The organism is Cecembia sp. (assembly GCF_007126775.1).
GTDB lineage: Bacteria > Bacteroidota > Bacteroidia > Cytophagales > Cyclobacteriaceae > Cecembia.
Window position 1 is genome coordinate 23,395 of sequence record NZ_SLAP01000103.1, and the last position, 25,494, is coordinate 48,888.

Here is a 25,494-nt window from a genome sequence, read left to right on the forward strand (position 1 = left end):
CTTACTGCTTATTATAAAGTGAAACCAAAAATGCCAAATAGCCTAATTTATCAGATCTAAAGTGTAGTTTGGGCCCTTTACTCATCCTTTTAACTTCTTTTTTATCCAGACCCAAAAACTCGATCGCTTGTTTTTTACTGGTAACCTGAATAATTCCACCTGGTTTTTGAATAAAATAGTCTTCAATTTCGTAAAACTCGTGACTGTATATTCCTACCTCTCTTTTTGATTTGGTCTGTTTGCGGTGTTTGATCAGTACATTGGCCTTTCCTTCAACATACAGTTCATAAATTCCATTGCCATGGTGATTGTATCTGGAGTTTTCATGGACACGTATAAAGCAAACAGGTTTTTCCAATCCTAAAATAAATTGATCAACTTTATCGGCTCGGATCAGGATTTTTTGTTTGTGTACTGGTTGAAAAGTCAATACTTCATCTTTCCATATATTGTAGAGCAAAGGGACCTCCTTGTAGGTAAGTCCATTGACAGTGATTTCGCTTGTCTCAAAATTCTTGGTAAAAAAATAGGGATGACCTTCATAGGTTTTTGGGGGATCTACAAAATAACCTCCACTTACGATCTCTTGGTCCAAAGGAATGTTTTCGCGGTATTTTTCTGTCAAACCCTCATTCTTCTGGCCAAAAACAAGCGTACAAGGTAGTAGAAAGCCAAGTACAAGTGAAAAAAAATGATTTGCCATAGATTTAAAATAGGTCTAAATTATTCGTTGATAATTTAGTGAAAATATCAAGGCTGAGCTGTTGATTACCGAATAATTTTATAAATGGTTAAATGCAAACAGTTTAATCATTTAATTTTAAGATCAATTGCAAATCAAACCTTTAAAAACCTATCATCTATGATTTCCAGAAGAAATGTTATCAAATCCATCGGACTAGGCTCGGGACTTTTATTTTCCTCTAATTTGATTCAGGCTTCCCCTAAAGTAACTGAGAGCGAATTCCGATATTGCCTCAATACCAGTACCATTATGGGTCAAAAGCCAGGTTTGAAAGGGTATTTAGAAATTGCTGCAAAGGCTGGCTACGATGGTGTTGAGCTATGGATTAGGGACTTGCAGGAATATATTGAAGCAGGGAATTCCGTAAATTCATTGAGGATGTTGATCCGAGATCATGGATTGACATTTGAGAATGCCATCGGTTTTGCACCTTGGATGGTGGATGATGCTTCAAAGAGAAAAGCAGGTTTTGAACAAATGGAAAGAGAGATGGGGCTTTTGGCGGATTTGGACTGTCACCGTGTGGCAGCACCAGCCTTTGGGGTAGATGCGCCTCTTGACCTCTTTCAAGCTGGTGAGCGCTATAAAAACTTGTTGGATCTGGGTAGGAAAATAGGAGTGATGCCCCAATTGGAATTTTGGGGAGCGTTTCCCCATTTTTATCATCTTGGGCAAGTGCTCATGGTGGCGGCTGTAGCTGACGATAAAGATGCGCGGATTTTGCCGGATGTTTACCACCTCTTTAGAGGAGGATCCGGCTATGAGGGGCTTAAAATGCTCAGTGGGAATCTGATAGAAGTGTTTCATATGAATGACTTTGTGATGCATATTCCAAGAGAAGAACAACAAGACAAGGACCGGGTCTATCCTGGGGATGGCGGTGCACCTATGCAACAAATCATTGGGGACCTCAAGGCAATGGGTGGAAGGAAGGTGCTTTCTTTGGAGCTTTTCAATCCTGATTATTGGCAACAGGATGCCTTGACAGTGGCCAAAACAGGATTGGAGAAAATGAAATCTCTTGTAACAAATGTTGTTGGAACTTAATGGAAGATCCAGGTATATAGAGAAACAGTTAAAAATGCCAGAATAGGTCCCAAAATGATCATCAAAAGGCCTCCTGGTCTGAAGCTTTTTTGTTCAACCATTCCAGTTGAAAAGGCAATAGCATTAGATGGTGTAGAAACTGGTAATAAAAGCGCAGACGAACAGCTGAGGGCTACAATCAAAGGTACGGCAATTCCCCAAAAACCTGGAAGCGTAATTCCCAAAGGAACCAGGATGGCGGATGCGGCCGTATTACTCATAATATTGGAAATTAAGACAGCAATAATGGCAAAAACCATAGCTACTCCAATCAGTGGGATGGGCAGTTGGGATATTTTTTCCATGATAATGTCCGTTAGGCCTACATCCACCATTGCAATGCCCAGTGCCAAACCACCTGCGACCAGCATCAAAGTATCCCAAGGTAATCGGCGTACATCCTCGGATTTCATTACTTGAAATAAAGTAAGCAATACAATTGGGATAGCGGATGTCGCAGCAATAGGTATGCCATGGAGTGGTTCTGTCAACCACATACTCACTGTTACAAAAAGGGTGAAAAGTACCGCATTCCTTTCAAAACCTTTTTTGCTTTTGGATGACCCTGTTATTTCAGATAAATCGAGTTTAATCCCACTCAGCTGCAGTTTTTTGGTAAGGAATTTCCAGAAAAGGTAAACAGCTATTAAGGCAGTGGGCAATCCAAAAATCATCCAATCTATAAAAGTAAGGTTGATGCCTTTCTCCTGCATTGCGCCAACGGCTATGGCATTGGGCGTACTTCCAATAATTGTCCCCATTCCCCCCAAAGTTGCAGCTGCTGGAATCCCTACCAATAGTGCTTTTGTATATTCGGAATCTTTACCCATCATTCTTGCCAGTGGGAGAATAGAGGATATCATCATGGCTGTTGTAGCTGTATTGGACATGACCATGCTCCCTACAGCTGTGGTCAGCATCAACCCCAAAAGTAATTGATTGGGGTCTTCTCCGAATTTTTTGATGGTAAAGCGGAAGAGGGACCTGTCCAAGGATACAATGCTCATTCCTTCGGCCAGAAAAAAACCACCCAATAAGAGCCAGATGACATTACTGGTCCAGGTTCCAAGATACATTTCAACGGGAGTTTTGTGGTCCTCAAGGATAAAATCTGTCCCGAAACCCATCAGTAACCCTGCAATAATAAATATACCAACGGCAAAGGGAGGTATAGATTCCGTAACCCATAAACCAATGGCCAGCACACTTATGAAAAAGACATAATTCACATCATCTTCATAACCCAGGTTACGAAAAAAAGAAGTAATAAAAATCGCGAGAATAAAATTACCTGTGAATGTGGAGGTAGCCCAAATCCAGCCAAATTTCAGTTTCTTAAATAGACGAAAGGATGCCCGCCTGGAATCATTGTAAGCCATAAAAAAGCATATTGATGAATTGCTTAGGTAAAATTAGTGATTTTATGATGCTGAGAAAATTGTTAATATTATTATTTGATCAATTTATAATATGATAACGAGAACTTATAAACAATATCACTAGATGATTGCCCAAAAGGTTAAAAATTTAAAGGCAAACATCTGAAATACGGTTAATGTTCAAATGGATATCTAAGCCTTTCTCTCTGATAAACTAGTTTTTATGTTCCCAATAATTTCCTTTGTATATCCAGCCCTTTCATTCAACCTTTTAAGTGAAAACGCCAAGACCAAATTGAAAAAGCCCAAAGAGAAAAAGGCAAATGCAGTAAAAACTACAATGGTCAATCCTCCCAAGCTGGGATTGAACAAGATCATGATAGCAAAAACTGTGGAAAGAAAACCGCTAAATACAAGCCATCCCCATCCTTTGTCTCCATACCTTCTCATATCATGTGCAAATCCAAAAGTGGCGAAACCTTTGAATAGAAAATAGAAGGCTACCATAAAGGGTAAGACTGCCATGGTGATGGCTGGATAGAAGAATAAGATGGCTCCTATGATAAAATCAAACATAGCCCCTGCCAAATGCCAGCCCCAGTCATCAATTTCTTTTCTGTTGGCTATAGAAAATATCAAAGAGAAAATTCCAGATGCAAACATAAGGCTCGCAAAAATGATAGCCAGACTGATAAAGCTACTCTCAGGGGTACTCAGAGTCCAAGCTCCTGCTAAAATAAACAAGGTACCAATGACCAATAGTAACCACCAGTTTTTGATCATGAATTCACTTTTTTTTACTATCTGCTTCATGGGAAAAGAGTTAATGGTTTTTATTTCAATGTAGTTAATTTTCAGGAATAATTTTTTTTGCTTTGCTATAAATTTCTAAGGATGGGAAATAGTGGTTGCTTATTCCGAATTCCCATTAAATCAGAAATCATGCTAGGGTATAAGCAATTCTTCCTGCATGAGCTTAACTTGGTCTTTTTTTGGATGAGGGATTAATTACAAATCAGAAAGGAAGCGTTACTTTAAACCTATTACCAATTGGAAGGCCCTAATTGAAGGGAATATGCTAATTGTTTTCATTGCCGTGACTTCAGAAAAAAGCATCTCTTTTTGGGTAAATTTGTTTTTCAGACTTAACCCAAAAAAAGCTCCAACTATTTAAAGAAGGAGCTTTTCTGTTTAAGTACCCAGGGCCGGGGTTCCCGATAGTCATCGAGATAAACTTCTCCTCCGGCTTCAGGCATAAAAAAAAGATCCAACTCATCTGAGAAGGATCTTTTCATGCTAAGTACCCAGGGCCGGAGTCGAACCGGCACGAGTGTAACCTCATTGGTGTTTGAGACCAACGCGTCTACCAATTCCGCCACCTGGGCATTTCAAATTCGTCCGTTCCTTTCTGAACGGGATGCAAATATGAAGAGTATTTTTTATCCTTGCAAGCCTCCCTAGGGTAGTTGTTCAATTTTTTCCACTGAAAATGCCTTTGGTTTATCCGAAAATAAGGTTTTTGTATAAGACCAAACACTTTTAAATAATTCAGAATCACGGTATTGGTTCAGTGCCTCTTCAGAATCCCAATGGCTGTAGGTCATAAAAATATTTTTATGATTTTTGTCTCGCCAAAGTTCCAGGTATTGACAACCTGGGAAATGGCGTATTTTTTCTTTGTTGGCTTCAAAATTTACCATAAAAGCATGCACCTTGTCCTCCTGAAATGTCATGCGTACAATCCTCACCAACATCAGCCTTCTGTTTCAAAATGAATAAATACCGGACTGTCATGTCTTAATCCCAGTAAATCTGCCCCATGTCCGTGATTGATACCGATTTCCAATAAACCCAGGCTATTAAAAAAGGCAAAACAGTCTCCAGGTTCAACCTGATCGTAAGTACTGTTCAGTCTGTTCAGGTTTTCTCTACCGAATTCTATCTTGAATCTTCCTGGATTGAGGGTGTCAAATACTTCTTTGGTAATATTGGTAAGCAGGTTACCATAATGATCCACTCTGATTACATGGCCGGTAATCTGTTTTTTTGTGGCCTTGAAATTTCGGGGGATCATTTTTTTGATTGCAGTCAGCGGACCTCCAAAATCATGTATCGCAGCACCAGATGCCACTTTTGCTGCAATGGGGGCCAAAATATCCATGGCTGGGAATGTGCTTTGTTGCACATGGATATCTGCAAATTTAACGATAATGCCAGGTTCAGATTCCGACAGCAGGCTTAGGACGCCATTATTCGGTCCAATAAAAATATGATCCTCCAGTTTGATACCTATGTAACCCTCGGTCATGTTACTTGTGGCATTCATGGCTACTAAATGAACAGTCCCTTTGGGGAAATCATCATAAACTGACTTAAGTACAAAGGCAGCGTGCGCTACATCATAGTTTTCAACCTTATGGGTAATGTCTACAATGTTCAACTGAGGGTTGATGGATAACATTTTTGCTTTTACTGCAGGTACATAATAATCGCTATCTCCAAAATCTGAGGTGAATGTTATCAAAGCCATATAAGCAAGTCCGTTAAAATTTTATATTTTTGTACCAGGTGTGAACAAAAATATAAATTTATCAATTACACCATTAAGAACAAATCATAATTCAAAGCAATCGGATTGGTAGAAAAAGTAATTACTTTAGAAAATATTCCCCTGCTGGATTTTTTGGGTATGGGAAATGAGAATATCAAGCAGGTTTCGGCTGCATTCCCTCAGAGCAAAATTGTATCCAGGGGCAATGAGATAAGGATTCAGGGCAGAGCACCAGAAATCCTTCGTATCAACGACCTACTTAACATGCTGCTTCAGCATTTTCATCGTTTTGGACACATCACCCCTGAAAATATCAAGGAATATATCGCTTTGGAAGGGGCTCCTTTTGAGGAAAACCAAAAAAATGATGTGATCATATATGGCAATAAGGGGTTAGTAGTGAAACCAAAATCTGCTAATCAGAGAAAACTTGTGGAAGCTTCTCTTAAAAATGATCTTGTTTTTGCTTTAGGACCTGCGGGTACAGGGAAAACTTATATTGCCGTGGCTTTGGCCGTCAGGGCTTTGAAAAATAGAGAAGTAAAAAGAATCATCATTACCCGACCGGCTGTAGAAGCTGGAGAAAATCTTGGGTTTTTGCCGGGAGATCTTCAGGAAAAACTTGATCCTTATCTCAGACCAATTTACGATGCCTTGAGTGATATGGTGCCCTCAGAAAAATTGAAATTTTATCAAGAAACAAGGGTTATCGAAATCGCGCCATTGGCATACATGAGGGGACGTACCCTTCACGATGCTTTTGTCTTGCTGGATGAGGCCCAGAATACCACAGGCGAGCAGATCAAAATGTTTTTGACACGTATGGGGCCGAACTCCAAGGTCATAATTACGGGAGACCAAACACAGGTAGATTTGCCAAAAAGACAAAAATCAGGTCTCAGAGAAGCACTGCATGTACTGAAAGATGTCAAAGGTATTGGAATGGTTTACCTTGGTGGTAAAGATGTCATCCGACATAGGCTGGTAAAATCCATTATTGAGGCTTATGATAAAATTGAATCTCAAAAAGAATCCCAAAAAGATGAAGATAAGCGTGGAAAAGGTCCTGAATAAGGAGCAGCTTGATAAGGTGTTTCAAATTAGGGAAGATGTTTTTGTAATTGAACAAGAAGTGGATCCTGCAGAAGAATACGATGAATTTGAGGAAACATCCACACATTTTCTGGCCAAATTAGATGACCAATCCGCTGGTACCGCAAGGTGGAGGTTTACGGAGAAAGGAATCAAATTAGAGCGTTTTGCCGTATTAAAGGCAATGCGTGGGAAAGGCGTAGGGCAGGCATTGGTAAAGGCGGTTTTGGAAGATATTTCCAGCCATCCGGAGTCAAATGGGAAAAAGTGTTACATGCATGCCCAACTAGATGCCATTCCCTTGTATGCTAAGTTTGGGTTTAAACAGGTAGGTGAAATGTTTGAAGAGTGCAACATATTTCACTACAAAATGGAATTATATTTGTGAATCAAATAGATCTTTATCTTCTAAATTTAAACATTATGAAAAAATTATTATTTGTACTGCCATCACTTTTATTAATCTCCCAGCTCACTTTAGCCCAATCTCTTGAAGATCCAAAAGGTGAAGTAAGGCTAAATTTTCTCAATACCATTATTATAGGATCAGTGGAGTTGGGTTATGAACATTTTGTAGGCCATGATCAGTCTATAGGCCTGGAACTGCATTTAAATGATCGTTTTAGCTATAGAAGTGCTTCAGGTGGAAGGGACTTCGATGCGACATCTATTTTGCTTTCCTACAATTTTTATTTTGCAGGAGATGAGAATGGAAAACTGTACATTTCTCCTTACTTTAAATACAGGTTTGGAGAATTTCGTGAAACCGTAGATGGAGCTGGAGTAACCGTCACAGATTTGAATAGTGGTTACATTGGACTCACAGGTGGATACAGATGGAATTACAACAATTTTGCATTTGGTCCTTTTATCTCTGTAGGCAGGGGTTTTTCATCCGAGGTAGCCGATCGTTTCAATGCAGTAGAATTAAAAGCAGGTTTGAATGTAGGATATAGGTTCTAAAGAATTTATCCGATTAATTTATACCATAAGGGGACTATATAGTCCCCTTTTTTATTTTTTCTATGTAATTTCCATCAAATTTTTATAAGATGGTTTTTGCGGATTTTCCATTTTTAAGGTACCTGGTTTTCTTTATATTAGGTATTCTTTTATACCCATTATTTGGGTGGGTGACCTTGGAAGGTTTGTCCTTGGTTTTGGGGTTTTCTTGGTTTTTCTATTTATCAATAACAATCTATGTTGAGAAAAACCGATTGTTTTCGGAGATTTCTTGGGTTTTCCCACTATTGGCATATTTACAATTGGTATTGGCTGGTATGCTTTTCTCCCACCTTCGTGACTTTCAAAACAACCCAGATCATCTGATCCATTCGGTAGAAAAAATGGATGGTTATTTGGCGCTTGTGATTGGACAGGATGAGGCCAAGCCCAACTCTACTGCCAATAGGCTGCTACTCAAAAAAACAATTGTAGGTGGTGAAATTAAAAATAAAAAAGGCGAAATATTGGTTTATCACCGTTCTGATACAGCTTTACTGCCCGGGGATTTTATTTGGGTTTGGGGTCATCCACAGACCATTCCGGGACCAACCAATCCCTATGAATTTGATTACCAGCAATTCACAATCAGACAAGGTGTGGCGCACAGGCATTTTATTGGAGAGCGATTTGAGATATTGGGAACTGTTCCAGATTTCCCCATAGAGGCTTTTTTTATCAATTTAAGGGCTAAAATCATGGAACGTTTTGAGGTGTTATTCCAGGATACCAGAGCGATTCAAATAGCCAATGCCCTGCTATTGGGGCAGAAAAAATCATTGGACAGGGAACTCAGTGAAGCTTATGCCACTGCAGGGGCCATGCATGTTTTGGCAGTTTCCGGTTTACATGTAGGCATCGTTTATGGATTTTTCTTCCTTTGGATCAAACCCTACAGATTAGAAAGGAGAAGGCGTATTTTATACCTTTCTGGAATTATTCTTTTGATCTGGGGATATGCCTTATTGACCGGAATGTCTCCATCTGTTATGAGAGCTGCAACCATGTTCTCTCTGATGGCATTGGCTCAGATGAAATCCAGAAGTCCTTCTATTTTTAATGCTATCGCACTTTCAGCCCTGATACTATTGCTTTATGATCCCAATTTGATATATGCTGTGGGCTTTCAATTGTCTTATATTGCCTTATTGGGAATATTATTGATTCAGCCGTTTTTGGTCAAGATTTGGCAACCTAAGTATAGGATACTGGATTATTGTTGGCAAATCAGTACAGTAGCAGTAGCTGCTCAGTTGGCAACTTTCCCTCTTTCTGCTTACTATTTCCATATTTTCCCCTCTTATTTTTTGATTTCTAATCTGGTGGCAATTCCTGGTGCCTTCTTGATTATGAGTATAGGTGTCCCATTTATGTTATTTTCCAATATTAGCATCATAGGTCCAAGTCTGGCTTTTTTGACCGAACGGGTTATCAAGCAGTTTAATAATTTGGTTTTGGGTATCCAATACCTTCCTGGTTCTAGATTATCGGGCATCTACCTCGAAACCCAAGAGGTTTTCCTCTACTTTGGTTTTATGGGATTGATCTTGTGGTTGTGCCATAGGCCCCACAAGCTTTTACTTTGGGGGATTGTATTTGGTTTTTTTCTTGTAGGACTTTTTCGTTTAGTTTACCAACCTCTGAAGCAGTCAAAAAATATACTAACAGTTTATCATTTGGATAAGGGTATTGCCATGGATTACCGCCAATATGAGGCACTTTTTGTTTTTGATAAGGCGGATATTTCAGCCATTAGCTACAAGGTATTGCCGCATAGAGAAAGGTTTGGGGTTGAAAAGAAATATAGCTTGAAAGCGTTTGAGAAAGAAAACAAGCAGGTCGTTTTATTACCCAATGGAGCAATTCTTCCCTTTAGTGAAGATGATGTGGAACTGGTCAATATGTCTTTTTATCCTCATGGAATTAATGCCTGGATGGAGAGGAAATGGGTGCCTGTATCCATCTCTGATTCTATTTCGGTGAACCCCACCGCTTATAGGCTGGTTTTTGACTGATATGTTTTGTCAGCATCCTTTGGTTGCCTATCTTTCTATATATTTAACCCGGATTTTACACCGCAAATAAATTAATAAAATGAGTGAACAGCCCCTAATTATCTATAAAAAAGACCGGATTGGCTACATTCAGCTCAATAGACCTGAAAAGAGGAATGCTCTTAATGCAGAATTGGTCAGCGCTTTAAAGAAAGCCATTCAGGAGTTTGAAAATGATCGGAATGTCAAAGTGATGGTGATTAAGGCCTCAGGTAAAGCTTTCTGTTCCGGTGCAGACTTGGCCTACCTTCAATCTCTCCAAAGCAATACCTATGAAGAAAATCTGGAAGACAGCAATAAGCTGAAATCACTTTTTTATAAAATTTATACCTCACCGAAAATAATCATTGCAGAGATTCAGGGGCACGCACTTGCTGGTGGTTGTGGTTTGGCTACGGTTTGTGATTTTTCTTTTACTGTTCCAGCGGCCAAATTTGGTTACACCGAAGTAAAAATCGGATTTATTCCAGCTATCGTTAAGGTATTTTTGATCCGTAAAATAGGAGAGGGAAAGGCCAAGCAACTTTTGTTGGATGGGGATTTGATATCCGCGGAAGAAGCCAAGGCAATGGGTCTGGTCAATTGGATAGTAGGTACTGATGAACTCGGGCAGAAGGTATATGATTATGCGCAGAAACTGATTCGTCAAAACTCTGCGCAATCCATGGCTCTTACTAAGGAAATGATAGGGCGGGTCCAGGAAAAGGATCTGGAAGAAGGCTTAGCATATGCAGCCACCATGAATGCCAAAGCAAGAGGAACCCAAGATTGTAAAAAGGGTATCGCTGCATTTTTAAATAAGGAATCAATCAATTGGTGATTTGAGAGCCCAAGCCTACCATATCCTGCAAACTGTTTTTGGTTATAGCGATTTCCGTCCTGTACAGTTGGAAATTGTCATGGCAGCTATGGAGGGCAGGGATTGTTTGGCTTTACTCCCTACTGGAGGAGGGAAATCGATTTGTTTCCAAGTACCTGCGTTGGCCAAAGAAGGGATCTGTTTGGTTGTAAGTCCGCTCATTGCGCTGATGAAGGATCAGGTAGATAATCTTCGAAAACGGGGGGTCTTGGCCGCTGCAGTTTACTCCGGGATGGGCAAAAGAGAAATTGATACCATTTTAGACAATTGTATTTACGGAAATTACAAATTTTTATATGTTTCTCCGGAAAGACTGAAAACTGAACTATTTATCGAAAGGTTCAAGAAGATGAAAGTCAATCTGATAGCAGTGGATGAGGCGCATTGTATTTCGCAATGGGGCTATGATTTTAGGCCACCTTATTTAGAAATAGCTCAAATCAGAGGGTATCATCCATCTATTCCCTGTCTTGCACTGACTGCATCTGCTACCCTAGAGGTAAAAGGAGATATTTTGGAAAAACTGGAATTAAAAAATCCAGCCGTTTATGTTCGTTCGTTTTCAAGAAAAAACCTCAGTTATGCCGTCCGGATGGCAGAAAATAAACTGGAAAAAGCCATTGAAATTTTGAAAAAAATTAAAGGTGCAGCCATTGTCTATGTGAGGAATAGAAAGGGTACCAAGGAAATGGCTTTCCTTTTGAATCAGATGGGTATTCCTTCCACTTTTTATCATGCAGGATTGGACAATTCCGTCCGTGAGGCCCGTCAGAATGAGTGGAAACAAAATCGCCTTCGCGTGATGGTAGCAACCAATGCCTTTGGAATGGGGATAGATAAGCCGGATGTCAGATTGGTATTGCACCTGGACTTACCGGAAAATTTAGAAAACTATTATCAGGAAGCCGGAAGGGCCGGAAGGGATGAAAAAAAAGCTTATGCAATACTCATCACGCACAGACAAGATCTATCAGTTTTGGAGGAACGGGCGGCGATGGCTTATCCTCCCACTGATTTCCTAAAAAAAGTTTACCAAAGCTTGGCCAACTATTTTCGGATGGCAGTGGGCAGCGGATTTATGAGTAGTTTTGATTTCGATCTGTCAAGCTTTTCTTCAACCTATAATTTGGATTTATTGTCATGCTATAATGCGCTAAAGGTTTTGCAGGAAGAAGGCTTGCTTGAGTTGAATGAGAGCTTTTTTAGCCCTTCTACACTTAAATTCCTTGTAGATCAGACAAAGCTATATGAGTTTCAGATTGCCAACGCAAAGCTTGACCCTTTGATTAAAATCCTGCTGCGCTCTTATGGAGGGGAATTATTTATGGAATTCTTGAAAATTCAGGAAGGGAAGTTGGCCAAAACCCTCAATATTCCGGAAAGGGAATTGATCAGGATGCTCGAACACATGGATAATGTAGGGGTTATTTCTTATAGTAAAAGAAAGGACCAACCCCAGATTACTTTTTTGACAGAACGGTACGATGCCGGTAAACTGCCTCTAAATTTAAAGCGTATTGAAGAAAGGAGGAAAAATGCCATCAGTAAAGCTGCTTCAATGCTTGCCTATGTAAACCAGGATAGGGTGTGCAGATCCAATCAGATTTCCTTTTATTTTGGAGAAGATACAGATGAGAATTGTGGAATCTGTGATGTCTGTGTAAGCCTTAAAAAAGAACTGGTACAGGAAGAAGAAATGATCAAAAAAAAGATAATTCAAACCTTAAAGGCAGGAACCTTGTTTTCTATTCATACCATTCAAGATGTTCCCGGTTTAGATAATGACCTTATCAGTATGAAGGTTTTACGTAATTTAGAGGAGGAAGGAATAATCACCACCAGAAATGATGGTAAATATAAACTTAACGGTTAATGGCTTCATTTATAGACGATGTTTTGGGGCGTCTTTTTCCCAAAAAAGCAAAATCACTATTTGTAAAAGAAAACTTCAAGCAAACTGATGTAGACAGAGAGGCGGGTGCGGACTGGGTATTGTCAGAGGAAGGCAAATCCATAATGGCTTTAATTGAAAAAAATTATCATTTTAAAACATCAGGAATGAATAGTTATCCTGAAGTGCATATTTTGAATTCTCCCTATGCCAATGGCTTTGCTGTTTCCTTTGACAGTCCATTGAATGAAAAAACTTTTTCCTATCTTTTCTTTGCTTTTGGAAGGCGAGTGTTAGATTTGGGATATAATCAGGTTAGTCTTGACAGAAAAATCGAAGAAATGAAAGATTTTGTCAAAACTACAGAAAAGCAATATTTTAAGCCGCCTTTGAGTAATGTCGATTTTAGTCAAAAGATAGACCAGTTGTATGGTAATATCAGTGTTGAAAAGGTGAGTGTGAATGATAAGCCCAGTTTCCTAAAGGTTTTGGTTACCGTTTACTCTGATCATTTGTACCAGAAAGCCAAACCCTTTGACCAATTTATTGAGCGGTTATTCGAAACAAACAATTGATATGGACAGACTTTCTCTGAGATCAAATTTAGAAAACTACAGGACGCCATTCGAAGAAGAGGCTTCCTTCATCCCTGATTTTGTCACATTGACTTATGATGATAAGGCTTTTGTCAGAGAAAGGCTTGAGGGACATTTTACCGGTTCAGCATGGATTGTAAACAAAATGAGGACACATGCCCTGTTGACCCTGCACAAAAAACTTAATAGGTGGTTGCAGCTTGGAGGACATGCTGATAGCAATGAAAATTTATTGGAGGTCGCTTTTACTGAGGCAAAGGAAGAGAGCGGACTAACTTCACTAAGGATTGTTGATCCAGGTATCTTTGATATCGACAGACATGTTATTCCCCAAAAGGAGGATGTACCTGAACATTTCCATTATGATGTTAGATTTCTGATTGAGGCGGAAATGAACGAACCACTGGTATTGTCCGAAGAAAGCAAGGCGCTGGCATGGATCCCATTTGATGCGGTTGATGACCTTGTAGGTTTTAATGCGTCGATTATCAGAATGCTTGAGAAAACAAGCAAGTCTGAGATTTTGCTTTGATATCAAGCATAAATAATATGAAAAAATACAGCATAGAGGATGTCAGGTCCTCTTTTTCTTTTTCTGTTCCAGTCCAAATTCGATTCTCCGACATTGATGGGTACATGCATGTCAATAATGGTGTTTATTTCAATTATTATGAACACGCCAGAGCAGCTTATCTTAATCAAGTCTGTGAATGGGACATCATGAAAACAGGGACTGTGGTTGCCAATATCAGTATCGATTATATGGTACCTGTGCACCTAATGGATTCTTTGGAAGTTTACGTGAAATGCACACATTTAGGCAATACATCTTTCGTTTTGGAGCAGGTGCTTTTGGGGATAACTGAGAGGGGAGCGGCCAAAATATTTTCTCAGGCCATAGTTACCATGGTTTCAGTGGATATGCAAACGATGAAACCCGTCCCAGTGCCTGCTCATTATGCCCTAAAATTGTTGGCTGAATAGGCATGAGGTTTTTTATTCATTATCTTTGTGCGGGGAGAATAAAGAAAAAAATAAGTTTGGATGGGAAATGCTAAATCAGTTTAGAGGTCTTAATTTCTTAGAACTTCTTGTTAAAAGTACCGTAGTAAAAAGGCAAAAACTAAAAAAAAGTGAAAAAAAATTCATGGGGCTTCATTGCCCTATTTCTAATTTGGTCCTGTAGTCCTACCGAGCAGGAGTTGTTTGATGAAGGTGTCCGGTTTTTACAAAACTCCCAGTACCAAAAGGCAATAGATCTCTTTGACAGGGCTATTGAAAAAAACCCGCAAAATACGGCTGCTTTGAATGCCAAAGGAGTGGCCTTATTTCAACAAGGGAAATTTGATGAGGCCATCGATGCTTTTACAAAATCCATAGAATTGGATGCCAGCAGTTACAAGCCGTATTTTAATCGGGCCAATGCCTACTTGGAAAAGAAGGCATACAAAGAAGCATTATTAGATTACAACATGGCCAATGGACTTGATCCTCAGCAATTGGATATTTACTATAACCGTGGTCTTGCATTATTGGGTCTAGAAGAATATGAGGATGCCATTTTTGACTTGGATGTCGTATTGCAGTCAGTACCCGACCATGCTTTAGCACACTTTAACAAGGCCAAATCCCAGTTGGGAAATAATGATCCAATCGGAGCGATTGAATCTCTTTTTGCCACCGTTGAACTGGATAATAGAAATGGTGCAGCTTATTACCTGCTGGGAGTAACCCAAATGAGTGCCTTTGGCCAAAAGGAAGACGGCTGCGTCAATTTGAGGATGGCCATGAGCCTTGGATTTGCAGAAGCCAAAAGTTGGGTAGACGATTTCTGTTCAGAGTAATGGCTGAAATAGGGAAAGATATTGAAAAGGCCGAGGCCATTTTGAAAAAAGGAGGTTTGGTGGCAATTCCGACTGAGACCGTTTACGGATTGGCGGGCAATGCGCTCAACCCAGATGCTGTAGCCAAAATTTTTTCAGTTAAAAGTAGACCAAATTTCGATCCCTTGATCTTGCATACTGAAAGTATTGAAAGGATAGAAGGCTTCGTGCTGCATATACCTGATTCTTTGAGGCAACTTGCTTTGTCTTTTTGGCCAGGTCCTTTAACACTTTTGCTTCCAAAGAAACTGATAGTGCCTGATTTAGTAACCAGTGGACTGAATAGGGTTGCGGTAAGGGTGCCCAATCATCCCTTAACCTTAAAGCTTTTATCCAAATTGGAATTTCCTTTGGCTGCGCCCAGTGCCAACCCCTTTGGTTATATCAGTCCGACCAAAGCTACGCATGTCAATGACCAATTAGGGGACAAAATTGAATATATTCTTGACGGGGGGAGTTGTCATGTAGGTTTGGAAAGCACGATAATCGGTCTGGAGAATGGGCAGGTTACTGTTTATAGGCTGGGAGGCTTGGATCTCCAATCCATTGAAAAAGTGGTAGGTAAAGTAAAGGTGATGGCTCATTCAAGCAGTAATCCGAAATCTCCTGGCATGCTAAAAAGTCATTATGCTCCGAGGAAACCTTTTATTCTAGGTGATCTTGATAAATTGGTTTCAAGCTACCAAAAAAAAGGGACAGATTTTGCCGTCCTATCATTTAGAAAAGACCTTTCCATGGTTCCTGATAAGCGTCATATCCAATTAAGCAGATTGGGGGATCTTTCAGAAGCAGCAAAAAACCTATTTGCTGCCATGAGAACTTTGGATAACATGGATGTTTCCGTAATTTTATCAGAGTTGGTGCCGGATGTAGGTTTAGGAAAAGCCATCAATGATAGGTTAAAACGGGCTGCAGCAAGGGAAGAGTAGGAATGAAATTTGCAGGAGATTATTAACTTTAGGTGACAGATTGGTTCCAGAAAAAATTACAAACCTTTTAAAACAATAAACATATGATAGACAGAATCAAAAGTGTGGACAACCTTGATTTTAAAGGTAAGAGGGCCTTGATCAGGGTGGATTTTAATGTCCCTTTAGATGAGCATCAAAATGTAACCGACGATACGAGGATCAGTGCAGCAGTACCTACCATAGAAAGAATATTAGAGCAAGGAGGAGCGGTGATCTTGATGTCTCATTTAGGCAGACCTAAGGATGGACCGACTGACAAATACTCCCTGAAGCATGTTGTTAGAAGCTTGCAAAAATTGCTTGGCAAGTCTGTTAAATTTGCTCCTGATTGTATTGGGGAAGAGGCAAAAAACCTGGCTGCCGGATTAGAGCCTGGAGAAGTATTGTTGTTGGAAAACCTAAGGTTTTATAAAGAAGAAGAGAAAGGCGACGAAGATTTTGCAGAGAAATTATCCATGCTGGGAGATGTTTATGTGAATGATGCTTTTGGAACGGCTCATAGGGCCCATGCTTCTACTGCGGTTATTGCTAAATTTTTTAATACAAAAGCAGCTGGATATCTCATGCTGTCTGAACTAAAAAATGCAGATAAAGTCTTGGAGAAACCGGAAAGGCCCTATACGGCCATTATGGGAGGAGCCAAAATATCTGACAAAATCCTAATAATTGAAAGATTATTGGATAAAGTGGATAACCTGATTATTGGAGGAGGAATGTCCTACACTTTTTCTAAAGCAAAAGGTGGATCGATCGGTGATTCACTTTGCGAAGAGGATAAATTGGAATATGTGTTGGAGCTGATGAAGAAAGCAGAGGAAAAAGGCGTAAAAATTTATCTTCCTGCCGATAATGTAACATCCAAAGCTTTTGCAAATGATGCTGATCAAGGAATGGCAAAAGCCGGAGAAATTCCTGATGGATGGATGGGATTGGACATTGGTCCGGAGACGAGAAAACTATTTTCAGATGTCATCAAATCATCAAAAACCATTTTATGGAATGGCCCTATGGGTGTATTTGAGATGAGTAGTTTTGTCCATGGTACAGTAGCAGTTGCTGAAGCTATTGCTGAGGCCACTGAAGGTGGAGCATTTTCTTTGATCGGCGGAGGAGATTCAGCCGCAGCTGTAAATAAATTCGGTTTTGTAGACAAAGTTTCTTACGTGTCTACTGGTGGAGGCGCCTTATTGGAGCACATGGAAGGAAAAGTACTTCCAGGAGTGGCAGCACTCGCTCCTTAAAAAATTCTTTAAAGTGAATGAAAAAAGACCAAAGCTTGGTCTTTTTTCATTCCATAGGATGTTTGACATTCAAAGCCGATATTTAAATTTAGGTTTCGCCTTTTTAATAAACATTGATATATTTAGAGGTCAAATACGGACAATACCGCTTTTCTGAATATTAAGATCAAAATTAATCACCAAATTTTAACTTTTAATTTAACATGAAAAAAGGAGTAATCGGGTTCTTCCTTATTGCTGGGATAGCAGTTTCTTGCATGGAAATCGAAGAGATCAATTCATCTTGTGAAGTTTATATTATAATGGATGATGGTTCTTTGCGCTTCTATGAAATATCTGAAGATGTAAGGAGAAACAAAAATACAGGAGTTTTTACATACAGGGATGAAGAAGGTAAATTGTGGTCCATTACCCAGAATCCTGATAGTGGAAATTGGTTTTCTAATAGTCAAGGCCAAGACCCGAGACAGGTTGAAAGGATTGTATGTGGAGACAAAGTTTATTTGGAACAAGAGGAAGAAGATAGGACCGAAGAAGGTTGAGTCGCTCTGAATATTTCGTGTAATTTCTTTTTATACTTTTTTGATCGGGCGTTTTCGATTACTCCTCTCCAATCCTCATGTGAATCCAATTCATTATTTTTTTCAGATCTTTAAACATTAAACCATCTTTATAAATAAGTCTGATTTCAGAAGATTCGGAATACCCCAAAGTAACTCCTTTACTTTGCTTTACGATCGTAACCCCATCCTCTAACCGACTTTCAGTGACTATATTTTTGTCAAAAGAAAATAGGATAAGGGGCGCAGGGACTAGAAATAGAATGGAGACTTTAGAAGTTTTCATGAAAAGAAAGAATTTTATACCATCTTAATGTAAAAAATACAAATTGAAAATTCTTGAAAACAAAAAAGTTGTAGATTTGGGACATCTTCATTAAGTATACCAGTCTAATTAGGATTATGCCATTGGTGTGATTCTAGTAAACATACTTGTTATTTAACCCTATATTTCAAGAAAATCAAAAACCTATGATGACCAATAAGTTTGTGAGACAGAGTTTGTGGCTCGCATTAACAATTATGGTGGTCTTTTCTTCATGTAACAAAAGAAGTGGAACACCAAAAGTATTAGTATTCAGCAAAACAGCCGGTTTTTACCATGAGTCTATACCAGATGGAATTAGAGCCATTCAAAAATTGGGATTGGAAAACGGTTTTCAAGTAGATACTACCACCAATGCTGAATTATTTACGGAGGAAAATCTAAACCAATATGCTGCAGTAATTTGGTTGAGTACTACTGGTGATGTGCTCAATCATTATCAGGAAGCAGATTTTGAAAGGTATATACAGGCAGGTGGTGGTTATGTAGGCATACACGCAGCTACAGATACAGAATACCACTGGGGATGGTATAACAGATTGGCCGGAGCCTATTTCTGGAATCACCCCGGAATGGGAGATCCTCATCCTAATGTGCAGGAGGGGTCGATTAATGTAACTGACAGAAACCATCCAAGTACAAGATTTCTCCCTGAAATCTGGAACAGAAGAGATGAATGGTACAGTTTTAAAAAAATGAACCCTGATGTCAATGTGCTAATGGATATTGATGAAGACAGTTATCAGGGTGGCTATGCCATGGGTTATCATCCGGTGGCATGGTATCATGAATTTGATGGAGGAAGGGCCTGGTATACGGCTGGAGGACATACTGTGGAATCTTTTTCGGAAGAGCTCTTTCTCGAGCATATACTAGAAGGAATTAAATATGCTATAGGCGATAACCGGAAGTTGGATTATTCCAAAGCTAAAACCCAAAGGGTTCCGGAAGAAAATAGGTTTGAAAAAACGCAGTTGATCTTGGGTGAATTTACCGAGCCTACTGAAATGACAATACTTCCAAACCTTGACGTTTTAATTGCACAGAGAAGGGGGGAGGTTTTACTGTATAAAGATGGCGATTCTACCGTAACTGAAGTGGCAAAATTCGATGTCTACTGGAGAACTGATGTTCCGGGAGTCAATGCTGAAGAGGGTTTGATGGGGATTCAAAAAGACCCCAATTTCGCCAAAAACGGACATGTTTTTGTGTTTTATAGTCCAGCAGGTGAAAAGGAAATAAATAGGCTTTCCAGGTTTACATTTCTAAATGATACTTGGGACATGAATTCCGAAAAGGTGATTTTAGAGCTCTATTCACAGCGTAACATTTGTTGCCATACAGGTGGTTCTATAGCTTTTGACAAGGATGGTCTTCTTTACCTCTCTACAGGGGATAATTCTACTCCTTTTGATCAGGCCAACAGTAAATTTGTAAACAGGGGCTATGCTCCTCTTGATGACCGTCCAGGGTTTGAGCAATTTGATGCCAGAAGAAGTTCAGGTAATTCAAATGACCTTAGGGGTAAGATTTTAAGAATAAAGGTCAATGAAGATGGCAGCTATGATATCCCTGAAGGAAACCTTTATCCCAAAGGCATGGAGGGGACAAGGCCTGAGATTTATGTACAGGGAAATAGAAACCCCTACAGAATATCTGTAGATCAAAAAACAGGATTTGTTTACTGGGGAGAAGTAGGGCCTGATGCCAATCCAGACAGTTTGGATACAAGGGGACCAAGGGGCTATGATGAAGTCAATCAGGCGAGAAAAGCAGGAAATTTTGGCTGGCCATATTTTGTGGGGGATAATTATGCTTATGTGGAATTTGATTACGCTACAGGAAGATCAGGATCTCCTTTTGATGTGGCAAAGCCTGTAAATACATCTAAGAATAATACCGGATTAAGAGAACTTCCTCCTGCGGAACCGGCCTTTATTTGGTATCCTTATGGGACTTCAGAGGACTTCCCGCAGTTAGGTACGGGAGGTAGAAATGCCATGGCCGGTCCTGTATATTACGCTGATATGTTTCCCAAAGGGAGTAGGTATCCGTCTTATTACGATGGTAAATTATTTATTTACGATTGGGTGAGGGGGTGGATTAAAGTAGTCACTATGCAGGAAAATGGAGATTATGACAAAATGGAGCCATTTATGTCTGACACGAAATTCAATGCACTCATTGATATGGAAGTTGGACCCGATGGAAAGTTATATATTTTGGAATACGGAAATGGGTGGTTTTCTAAAAATCCAGACTCAGGCCTTTCAAGAATTGACTTTAATGCAGGAAACAGGAGTCCGGTGGTCAATTCAGTTTCAGTAGATCAATCCTCAGGCGCATTGCCATTTACTGCTACGTTCAAGGTTGAAGCCACAGACCCGGAAAATGATCCGCTGACCTACATCTGGGATATGGGGAATGGCGAACGCATTACTACCCAAGAACCTAAAGTGACCTACACATTCAATGAAATTGGAGATTATGATGTGCAAGTAGAGGTGAGTGATCCTGAAAAACTTCGGGCAATGAGCACTATCGTTTCTGTTTATGCCGGTAATATTGCCCCTGATGTAAGTATACAAATTCAAGGCAATCAAAGTTTTTACTTTCCAGGGACAGCAGTAGAATACGCTGTGTCTGTGCAAGATGCTGATGATCCCAATGTGGGCGATGATTTGTCTTCATTGTTTATATCAGCGGATTATATATCAGGATTAGATCAGGCAGAGGCATCTAAGGGACACTTGATTATGACAGATGCCATGATAGGGAAAAGTTTGGTCAATTCCCTTACTTGCAAGACCTGTCATAAAGAAGATGAAGCCTCAATTGGCCCTTCTTATACAGAAGTAGCAAGAAAATACAGAAGAAATGCAGATGCTTCCACCTACTTGGTCAACAAGATCCAGAAAGGAGGAGGTGGTGTTTGGGGAGAAACAGTTATGCCTGCCAATCCGGACCTGAAGAATGATGATGCCACTAAAATCACTTCTTATATTCTTTCATTGGGTAGAAGAGCAGAGCAAAAACCTTCGCTTCCATCCTCGGGGAAAGTTGACCCGACAATTGGTAAAACGATAAGTCCAACCGGAATATTTGTGCTTTCTGCCAGTTTTACTGATAGAGGAGGAGAGAATATCAAACCTTTGACTGGAAATACTTCCGTTACTTTAAGAAATCCCATTATTAATATGGGTCAAATAAGGGATATTGAAGGTGCAAGTACGATGAACTTTAACGGCAATGATTTGTTATTACTTCCTTCGGCAAAAGCTTCTTTTTCGATTCCTGATGTAGATTTGACAGATGTTAGAACGCTGCTCTTAAGTGGTGGTGGACAGGAAGCTTCAAACAATGGTTTTGCCATGGAATTTAGATTAGGCGGTCCCACAGGACCCATAATAGGAGAAGGAGTTTTTAAAATAGGAGCTCAGGGAGAAGGTGGCTTAAAGTTTGGAATGGCCGGGATTCCAATAAATTCAAAGAGTGATGGAGGAATTCAGGATATTTATGTAATATCTCAACCTGTTGATGGAGAGGAGCCTTTTGCTGCGCTTATGTCTATAGAGTTTAAAAACAAATAAAGTCACATACAAACTTAAAAAGGCTATCCCAAATCAGGATAGCCTTTTTTATCTTACACCTGCAAGTAGATATAGAACTGCCATTCTCACAGCCACGCCATTTTCAACTTGCTGAAGGATAATGGAATGTTCGCTGTCTGCAACATCAGAGTTCAATTCAACGCCCCTATTGATGGGGCCTGGGTGCATAATCACTATTTCTTTGTCCAGTTGATCAAGCATCTTTTTATTGACTCCAAAGTAGAGGGAATATTCTCTAAGAGATGGGAAATATTTGATCTGTTGTCTTTCCAGCTGAATTCTGAGAATGTTGGCGACGTCACACCATTGAAGCGCTTTTTTTACATCCATTTCCACTTTCACCCCTAGACTTGCAATATGCTTTGGAATCAAAGTGGTAGGTCCACAGACCATGACTTCTGCTCCAAGCTTTTGAAGACAAAAAATATTGGAAAGAGCTACCCTTGAATGCAGAATATCTCCGATGATGGCTACTTTTTTCCCCATTACATCACCCAGTTTCTCCCTTATGGAGAAAGCATCCAATAAAGCTTGCGTAGGATGTTCGTGTGTACCGTCTCCTGCGTTGACGATATTGGCTGAGATATTTTTCGAAAGGAAATGTGGAGCTCCGGGGCTACTGTGCCGCATAACTACCATGTCCACTTTCATGGAGAGGATGTTGTTGACAGTATCTGTTAGTGTTTCCCCTTTTTTCACTGAACTGGTACTGGATGAAAAATTGACAACGTCTGCAGACAGTCTTTTTTCAGCTAGCTCAAAAGAAAGTCTGGTACGGGTAGAGTTTTCAAAGAATATATTGGCAATCGTTATATCTCTCAGTGAAGGCACTTTTTTGATTGGCCTATTGAGCACCTCTTTAAAATTATCGGCGGTTTCAAAGATTAATCGAATGTCTTCTGAAGTAATATCTTTGATGCCTAAAAGGTGTCGGGTGCTGAGTTGTGACATAAGTAGGTTAAGGTTTTTCTATGATCCAAATGGCGTCCTTGTCAAATCCTTTTTCTGCCCACTCCACTGATACATATTGACTTTCCAATGTGTTGACTTTTACTCCAACATAATCGGGCATAATGGGGTAATCTCTGGTATATTTTCTATCGACTAAGACCATTAATTCGACTTTTTGAGGCCTTCCAAAGGCAATCATGGCATCCAAAGCAGCCCTGACAGATCTTCCCTTGTACAGCACATCATCTATGAGTACCACTTCTTTGCCTTCAATCAGGAAATCAATTTTCGTTTCATTTGCCTTTAAAGGAAAATCCCTTCTTCTGAAGTCATCCCTGTGGAAAGTGGCATCAAGATATCCAAAAGGCACCTTGAATCCCGTCAATTCTGCCAGTGTTTTTGCGATTTTGTCCAAGACAATCGGGCCTCTGGGTTGTAATCCCAAAAGGACTGTGTTTTCAAAAGTATCGTGGTTTTCGATCAACTGATGACAGAAGCGCTTCAAAATAATGGCAATCTGCTTTTGATCAAGGACAAGTCTTTTTTGCATGGCTCTGCTTTGATTGCAAATATAAAAATAAAAGTGCAAGAAGGAAGGCAGGTATTGCTGCCTTGCGATATTTTTAAAATATATGCTAATCCTCGGGGTTATAAAGATCACCATTTACTGAGATTTTGGTTAGGAAAAAGACCTCTTTAGTTTCTTCTTTCCCATTATTCCCCAGAAATCTGACCTTTTGCTTTCCGCTTAGAAGGTAATAGTTATCGTACCACCACGATAGGTTTAGACTTTGTTCTTGAGTATCCCTGATTCTTTCATTTTCATCAATCAATTGGATCTCAAATGCTTCATTTTCAAAAAGAATTTCCCCATTCTTCATATAGCTCATGTATACCTGAATGCCGTCCAGGTAGAGGTAATGGAGTTTACTGCCGTCAAAACTGATTTCCCCATATTTGCCGGGGATGGATGTGATTCTATTGGTCAAATTGAAAGCGTTGTCCCAAATTACCTGCCCTTCTTTACCGATATAAATCAAGTAAGCGGAAATAAATTTATATTCACCTTCTTGCTGCCAGGAAAATGGGCCATATCGATAAGTATTAAAAAGCTGAGAGCCATATGCTGGTCCATAATTCATACCGTCAAAATAGCGACGGTTTGGATTGAACCGGTAAGCATCATTTGCATAAGCCCCATCTCTGGGAATGTACCTCGGGTTGGTGGCATTGAAGTTATCGCTATAAATCAAATAGCCAATATCCGTACGGATTATTTCTCTTGCTGAAAATACCGGTTTGATATTTGGGACCTTATTTTTACTGAATTGCCGCTCTAGTTCTCTCCATTTTCTTTCTCTTTGTTTTTCGTTCAGGTAATTGTAAAAGTTTGGGAAATCTTCCAAGGTATAATAGTTGAGGTTATATTCCCCAAATTCATTGATGTCAGCAATATAAATTCCCTGGTAAGCTTCTCGCTTTCTTTGTCCATAAGTACCTATCAGAGACTGTTGATAATTATAGATGGGAGTTAGCATGCCCTCTACAATTTCATGATTGATATCCTGTAGGCGTTCTATACTAACTTCCCTTATTTTTGTTCCATTTTCATCAAAGGATAAAATAGACACCTGCTTGGTTTTGTATTTGTCCCTTTTACTGATAAGTGCATCGATAATACCAAGATTACTGTCCTTTCGCAGTTGCAGCACTAATGTCTCTTTGCCATAAATGCCCTCAACCGTAAAAACATTATTGGCTTCCATATCAAAAATCTGAAGCATCGGTCTTAGATCCGCATTACCTAAAAAAATTGCCTTTTTATTTAAAACCAAAAACTCTTTTAAATCCATTGGGTAAATGTTCTCCAAAGGAATTTCATTGGCCTCATCAGTTTCTATGTTGATTTCCAGTAGATAACGTTCCGAAGAAGCAGTCAGACCTCTTTGCATCAATGCATAGAAATAGTCGCCTTCCAAATCATAACCTACAAGATCAAAATTATCTTTGATTTTGACTTCCTTGATGTCAGATCCTTCCAAGGTATAATTTGTGGTGAAATACTGGAAATTTGCCCTGAGATTAAAACCTCTTTCAGGTTGGGCTCTGAAAGCAATAATTCCCCCGGGTTTTTGCATGACCATGAAATCATTTTCCTGATATTTAGCTTCAACTTCCCACCTCGCTTCAAAAGAAAGTTGTGCAAATGCTGACCCCAAAGGGATAAGCAATATCAGAAGCATTAAGACTGTAATTTTCATGAACTTAATTTCACAATAAGGTCAAACTGATTTTTTTCAATGGGCATAACAGACAATCTTGACTGCTTGATCAGAGGCATACTGTTTAAGATATCATTGGTTTTGATCTGTTCCAGATTGACAGGTTTTTTCAATGTTTTACCAGCGGTTATTTTAACTGCTACCCAGCCTTTATTTTCCGTATCCTTGGAATCAGGAAAGGCTTCTTCTGAAACTTCAGCTACTCCTACAATCTCCTTTGTTTTTCCACTGTGGTAAAACAATACCTGGTCCCCCAATTTCATGGCTTTAAGGAAGTTTCTGGCTTGGTAATTCCTGATGCCGTCCCAAACATCCTCCCTGTTTTTTTGAAGATCCTCCCATCCGTATTCATTTGGTTCAGATTTCACCAACCAATATTGCATGTTTTTTTAAATTTGGTTCTATGCCATAAGAT

General features: G+C 39.6%; 25 protein-coding genes and 1 tRNA gene. 15 read left to right on the plus strand and 11 right to left on the minus strand.

The window, feature by feature from the left end; translation table 11 throughout:
* Position 1: 1 nt before the first annotated feature.
* Positions 2 to 703 (minus strand): hypothetical protein, encoded by a 702-nt coding sequence (locus QZT73_RS06575; protein WP_291787298.1) that lies wholly within the window; start codon positions 701 to 703, stop codon positions 2 to 4.
* A 159-nt stretch (positions 704 to 862) separates the two neighbouring features.
* On the opposite strand from QZT73_RS06575, the gene QZT73_RS06580 reads away from it, so the two are divergent.
* Entirely contained in the window at positions 863 to 1,792 is a 930-nt protein-coding gene (locus QZT73_RS06580) for a sugar phosphate isomerase/epimerase (RefSeq protein ID WP_291787301.1), read from the plus strand.
* Here the strand turns inward: QZT73_RS06580 and QZT73_RS06585 are convergent.
* The 5 genes from QZT73_RS06585 to QZT73_RS06605 all read right to left on the minus strand — a co-directional run bounded on the left by QZT73_RS06585 (position 1,789) and on the right by QZT73_RS06605 (position 5,740).
* Positions 1,789 to 3,210: a DASS family sodium-coupled anion symporter gene (locus QZT73_RS06585; protein WP_291787304.1), complete on the minus strand. Its 1,422-nt coding sequence runs from the start codon at positions 3,208 to 3,210 to the stop codon at positions 1,789 to 1,791. The genes QZT73_RS06580 and QZT73_RS06585 overlap by 4 nt on opposite strands.
* 192 nt (positions 3,211 to 3,402) lie before the next feature.
* Positions 3,403 to 4,023 (minus strand): DUF308 domain-containing protein, encoded by a 621-nt coding sequence (locus QZT73_RS06590; protein ID WP_291784580.1) that lies wholly within the window; start codon positions 4,021 to 4,023, stop codon positions 3,403 to 3,405.
* A 488-nt stretch (positions 4,024 to 4,511) separates the two neighbouring features.
* Positions 4,512 to 4,595: transfer RNA gene (locus QZT73_RS06595), tRNA-Leu, on the minus strand.
* A 72-nt stretch (positions 4,596 to 4,667) separates the two neighbouring features.
* Positions 4,668 to 4,964, minus strand: a complete 297-nt coding sequence (locus QZT73_RS06600) for an antibiotic biosynthesis monooxygenase family protein (RefSeq protein WP_291784579.1) — start codon at positions 4,962 to 4,964, stop codon at positions 4,668 to 4,670.
* Positions 4,964 to 5,740, minus strand: coding sequence for an SAM-dependent chlorinase/fluorinase (locus QZT73_RS06605; protein WP_291787306.1), 777 nt, complete (start codon positions 5,738 to 5,740; stop codon positions 4,964 to 4,966). The genes QZT73_RS06600 and QZT73_RS06605 overlap by 1 nt, the downstream gene beginning before the upstream one ends.
* 105 nt (positions 5,741 to 5,845) lie before the next feature.
* On the opposite strand from QZT73_RS06605, the gene QZT73_RS06610 reads away from it, so the two are divergent.
* The 13 genes from QZT73_RS06610 to QZT73_RS06670 all read left to right on the plus strand — a co-directional run bounded on the left by QZT73_RS06610 (position 5,846) and on the right by QZT73_RS06670 (position 17,892).
* Positions 5,846 to 6,835, plus strand: coding sequence for a PhoH family protein (locus tag QZT73_RS06610; RefSeq protein WP_291787308.1), 990 nt, complete (start codon positions 5,846 to 5,848; stop codon positions 6,833 to 6,835).
* Positions 6,804 to 7,241 (plus strand): GNAT family N-acetyltransferase, encoded by a 438-nt coding sequence (locus QZT73_RS06615; protein ID WP_291784574.1) that lies wholly within the window; start codon positions 6,804 to 6,806, stop codon positions 7,239 to 7,241. Before QZT73_RS06610 ends, QZT73_RS06615 begins: the two co-directional genes overlap by 32 nt.
* A 35-nt stretch (positions 7,242 to 7,276) precedes the next feature.
* Complete coding sequence (locus QZT73_RS06620) at positions 7,277 to 7,816, plus strand: DUF3575 domain-containing protein (protein WP_291784572.1); 540 nt, start codon at positions 7,277 to 7,279, stop codon at positions 7,814 to 7,816.
* 89 nt (positions 7,817 to 7,905) lie between these two features.
* A complete protein-coding gene (locus QZT73_RS06625) occupies positions 7,906 to 9,870 on the plus strand; it encodes a ComEC/Rec2 family competence protein (RefSeq protein WP_291784570.1) in 1,965 nt (654 codons plus the stop codon).
* A gap of 79 nt (positions 9,871 to 9,949) precedes the next feature.
* Positions 9,950 to 10,729, plus strand: coding sequence for an enoyl-CoA hydratase/isomerase family protein (locus QZT73_RS06630; RefSeq protein ID WP_291784568.1), 780 nt, complete (start codon positions 9,950 to 9,952; stop codon positions 10,727 to 10,729).
* Between the two features lies 1 nt (position 10,730).
* On the plus strand, positions 10,731 to 12,641 hold the full coding sequence (locus QZT73_RS06635) for an ATP-dependent DNA helicase RecQ (RefSeq protein WP_291787309.1): 1,911 nt from the start codon (positions 10,731 to 10,733) through the stop codon (positions 12,639 to 12,641).
* The gene (locus QZT73_RS06640) at positions 12,641 to 13,234 is read left to right on the plus strand and encodes a hypothetical protein (protein WP_291784564.1); all 594 of its coding nucleotides are present in this window, start codon (positions 12,641 to 12,643) and stop codon (positions 13,232 to 13,234) included. Before QZT73_RS06635 ends, QZT73_RS06640 begins: the two co-directional genes overlap by 1 nt.
* Before the next feature lies 1 nt (position 13,235).
* A complete protein-coding gene (locus QZT73_RS06645; RefSeq protein ID WP_291784563.1) occupies positions 13,236 to 13,787 on the plus strand; it encodes an NUDIX hydrolase in 552 nt (183 codons plus the stop codon).
* Between the two features lie 17 nt (positions 13,788 to 13,804).
* Positions 13,805 to 14,239 carry a thioesterase family protein gene (locus QZT73_RS06650; RefSeq protein ID WP_291787310.1) on the plus strand — a complete coding sequence of 145 codons (435 nt, stop codon included), beginning with the start codon at positions 13,805 to 13,807 and terminating at the stop codon, positions 14,237 to 14,239.
* Between the two features lie 149 nt (positions 14,240 to 14,388).
* A complete protein-coding gene (locus QZT73_RS06655; protein WP_291784558.1) occupies positions 14,389 to 15,099 on the plus strand; it encodes a tetratricopeptide repeat protein in 711 nt (236 codons plus the stop codon).
* On the plus strand, positions 15,099 to 16,067 hold the full coding sequence (locus QZT73_RS06660) for an L-threonylcarbamoyladenylate synthase (RefSeq protein ID WP_291784582.1): 969 nt from the start codon (positions 15,099 to 15,101) through the stop codon (positions 16,065 to 16,067). Before QZT73_RS06655 ends, QZT73_RS06660 begins: the two co-directional genes overlap by 1 nt.
* Positions 16,068 to 16,150: 83 nt before the next feature.
* On the plus strand, positions 16,151 to 17,350 hold the full coding sequence (locus tag QZT73_RS06665; protein WP_291784556.1) for a phosphoglycerate kinase: 1,200 nt from the start codon (positions 16,151 to 16,153) through the stop codon (positions 17,348 to 17,350).
* Positions 17,351 to 17,553: 203 nt separating this feature from the next.
* Positions 17,554 to 17,892: a hypothetical protein gene (locus QZT73_RS06670; RefSeq protein ID WP_291784554.1), complete on the plus strand. Its 339-nt coding sequence runs from the start codon at positions 17,554 to 17,556 to the stop codon at positions 17,890 to 17,892.
* A 58-nt stretch (positions 17,893 to 17,950) separates the two neighbouring features.
* On the opposite strand, the gene QZT73_RS06675 is transcribed toward QZT73_RS06670, so the two are convergent.
* Positions 17,951 to 18,196, minus strand: a complete 246-nt coding sequence (locus QZT73_RS06675) for a hypothetical protein (RefSeq protein WP_291784552.1) — start codon at positions 18,194 to 18,196, stop codon at positions 17,951 to 17,953.
* A gap of 185 nt (positions 18,197 to 18,381) precedes the next feature.
* Here QZT73_RS06675 and QZT73_RS06680 point away from each other — a divergent pair, with 185 nt between their 5' ends.
* Positions 18,382 to 21,825 carry a ThuA domain-containing protein gene (locus QZT73_RS06680; RefSeq protein ID WP_291787313.1) on the plus strand — a complete coding sequence of 1,148 codons (3,444 nt, stop codon included), beginning with the start codon at positions 18,382 to 18,384 and terminating at the stop codon, positions 21,823 to 21,825.
* A gap of 48 nt (positions 21,826 to 21,873) precedes the next feature.
* Here QZT73_RS06680 and QZT73_RS06685 read toward each other — a convergent pair whose 3' ends face one another.
* From QZT73_RS06685 to QZT73_RS06700, 4 genes are all read right to left on the minus strand, one after another.
* A complete protein-coding gene (locus tag QZT73_RS06685) occupies positions 21,874 to 22,797 on the minus strand; it encodes an aspartate carbamoyltransferase catalytic subunit (protein WP_291787314.1) in 924 nt (307 codons plus the stop codon).
* 7 nt (positions 22,798 to 22,804) lie between these two features.
* Complete coding sequence (gene pyrR, locus QZT73_RS06690; protein WP_291787317.1) at positions 22,805 to 23,347, minus strand: bifunctional pyr operon transcriptional regulator/uracil phosphoribosyltransferase PyrR; 543 nt, start codon at positions 23,345 to 23,347, stop codon at positions 22,805 to 22,807.
* A gap of 85 nt (positions 23,348 to 23,432) precedes the next feature.
* Complete coding sequence (locus QZT73_RS06695) at positions 23,433 to 25,058, minus strand: transcriptional regulator (RefSeq protein WP_291787320.1); 1,626 nt, start codon at positions 25,056 to 25,058, stop codon at positions 23,433 to 23,435.
* Complete coding sequence (locus QZT73_RS06700) at positions 25,055 to 25,462, minus strand: EVE domain-containing protein (RefSeq protein ID WP_291787323.1); 408 nt, start codon at positions 25,460 to 25,462, stop codon at positions 25,055 to 25,057. The genes QZT73_RS06695 and QZT73_RS06700 overlap by 4 nt, the downstream gene beginning before the upstream one ends.
* Positions 25,463 to 25,494: the final 32 nt, after the last annotated feature.

Bases quoted from the DNA above. Each gene is read 5' to 3' on its own strand.
- QZT73_RS06575 (WP_291787298.1), bottom strand. From the start codon at position 703: ATGGCAAATCATTTTTTTTCACTTGTACTTGGCTTTCTACTACCTTGT.
- QZT73_RS06580 (WP_291787301.1), top strand. From the start codon at position 863: ATGATTTCCAGAAGAAATGTTATCAAATCCATCGGACTAGGCTCGGGA.
- QZT73_RS06585 (WP_291787304.1), bottom strand. From the start codon at position 3,210: ATGGCTTACAATGATTCCAGGCGGGCATCCTTTCGTCTATTTAAGAAA.
- QZT73_RS06590 (WP_291784580.1), bottom strand. From the start codon at position 4,023: ATGAAGCAGATAGTAAAAAAAAGTGAATTCATGATCAAAAACTGGTGG.
- QZT73_RS06600 (WP_291784579.1), bottom strand. From the start codon at position 4,964: ATGTTGGTGAGGATTGTACGCATGACATTTCAGGAGGACAAGGTGCAT.
- QZT73_RS06605 (WP_291787306.1), bottom strand. From the start codon at position 5,740: ATGGCTTTGATAACATTCACCTCAGATTTTGGAGATAGCGATTATTAT.
- QZT73_RS06615 (WP_291784574.1), top strand. From the start codon at position 6,804: ATGAAGATAAGCGTGGAAAAGGTCCTGAATAAGGAGCAGCTTGATAAG.
- QZT73_RS06620 (WP_291784572.1), top strand. From the start codon at position 7,277: ATGAAAAAATTATTATTTGTACTGCCATCACTTTTATTAATCTCCCAG.
- QZT73_RS06625 (WP_291784570.1), top strand. From the start codon at position 7,906: ATGGTTTTTGCGGATTTTCCATTTTTAAGGTACCTGGTTTTCTTTATA.
- QZT73_RS06630 (WP_291784568.1), top strand. From the start codon at position 9,950: ATGAGTGAACAGCCCCTAATTATCTATAAAAAAGACCGGATTGGCTAC.
- QZT73_RS06640 (WP_291784564.1), top strand. From the start codon at position 12,641: ATGGCTTCATTTATAGACGATGTTTTGGGGCGTCTTTTTCCCAAAAAA.
- QZT73_RS06645 (WP_291784563.1), top strand. From the start codon at position 13,236: ATGGACAGACTTTCTCTGAGATCAAATTTAGAAAACTACAGGACGCCA.
- QZT73_RS06650 (WP_291787310.1), top strand. From the start codon at position 13,805: ATGAAAAAATACAGCATAGAGGATGTCAGGTCCTCTTTTTCTTTTTCT.
- QZT73_RS06660 (WP_291784582.1), top strand. From the start codon at position 15,099: ATGGCTGAAATAGGGAAAGATATTGAAAAGGCCGAGGCCATTTTGAAA.
- QZT73_RS06665 (WP_291784556.1), top strand. From the start codon at position 16,151: ATGATAGACAGAATCAAAAGTGTGGACAACCTTGATTTTAAAGGTAAG.
- QZT73_RS06670 (WP_291784554.1), top strand. From the start codon at position 17,554: ATGAAAAAAGGAGTAATCGGGTTCTTCCTTATTGCTGGGATAGCAGTT.
- QZT73_RS06675 (WP_291784552.1), bottom strand. From the start codon at position 18,196: ATGAAAACTTCTAAAGTCTCCATTCTATTTCTAGTCCCTGCGCCCCTT.
- QZT73_RS06680 (WP_291787313.1), top strand. From the start codon at position 18,382: ATGATGACCAATAAGTTTGTGAGACAGAGTTTGTGGCTCGCATTAACA.
- QZT73_RS06685 (WP_291787314.1), bottom strand. From the start codon at position 22,797: ATGTCACAACTCAGCACCCGACACCTTTTAGGCATCAAAGATATTACT.
- pyrR (WP_291787317.1), bottom strand. From the start codon at position 23,347: ATGCAAAAAAGACTTGTCCTTGATCAAAAGCAGATTGCCATTATTTTG.
- QZT73_RS06695 (WP_291787320.1), bottom strand. From the start codon at position 25,058: ATGAAAATTACAGTCTTAATGCTTCTGATATTGCTTATCCCTTTGGGG.
- QZT73_RS06700 (WP_291787323.1), bottom strand. From the start codon at position 25,462: ATGCAATATTGGTTGGTGAAATCTGAACCAAATGAATACGGATGGGAG.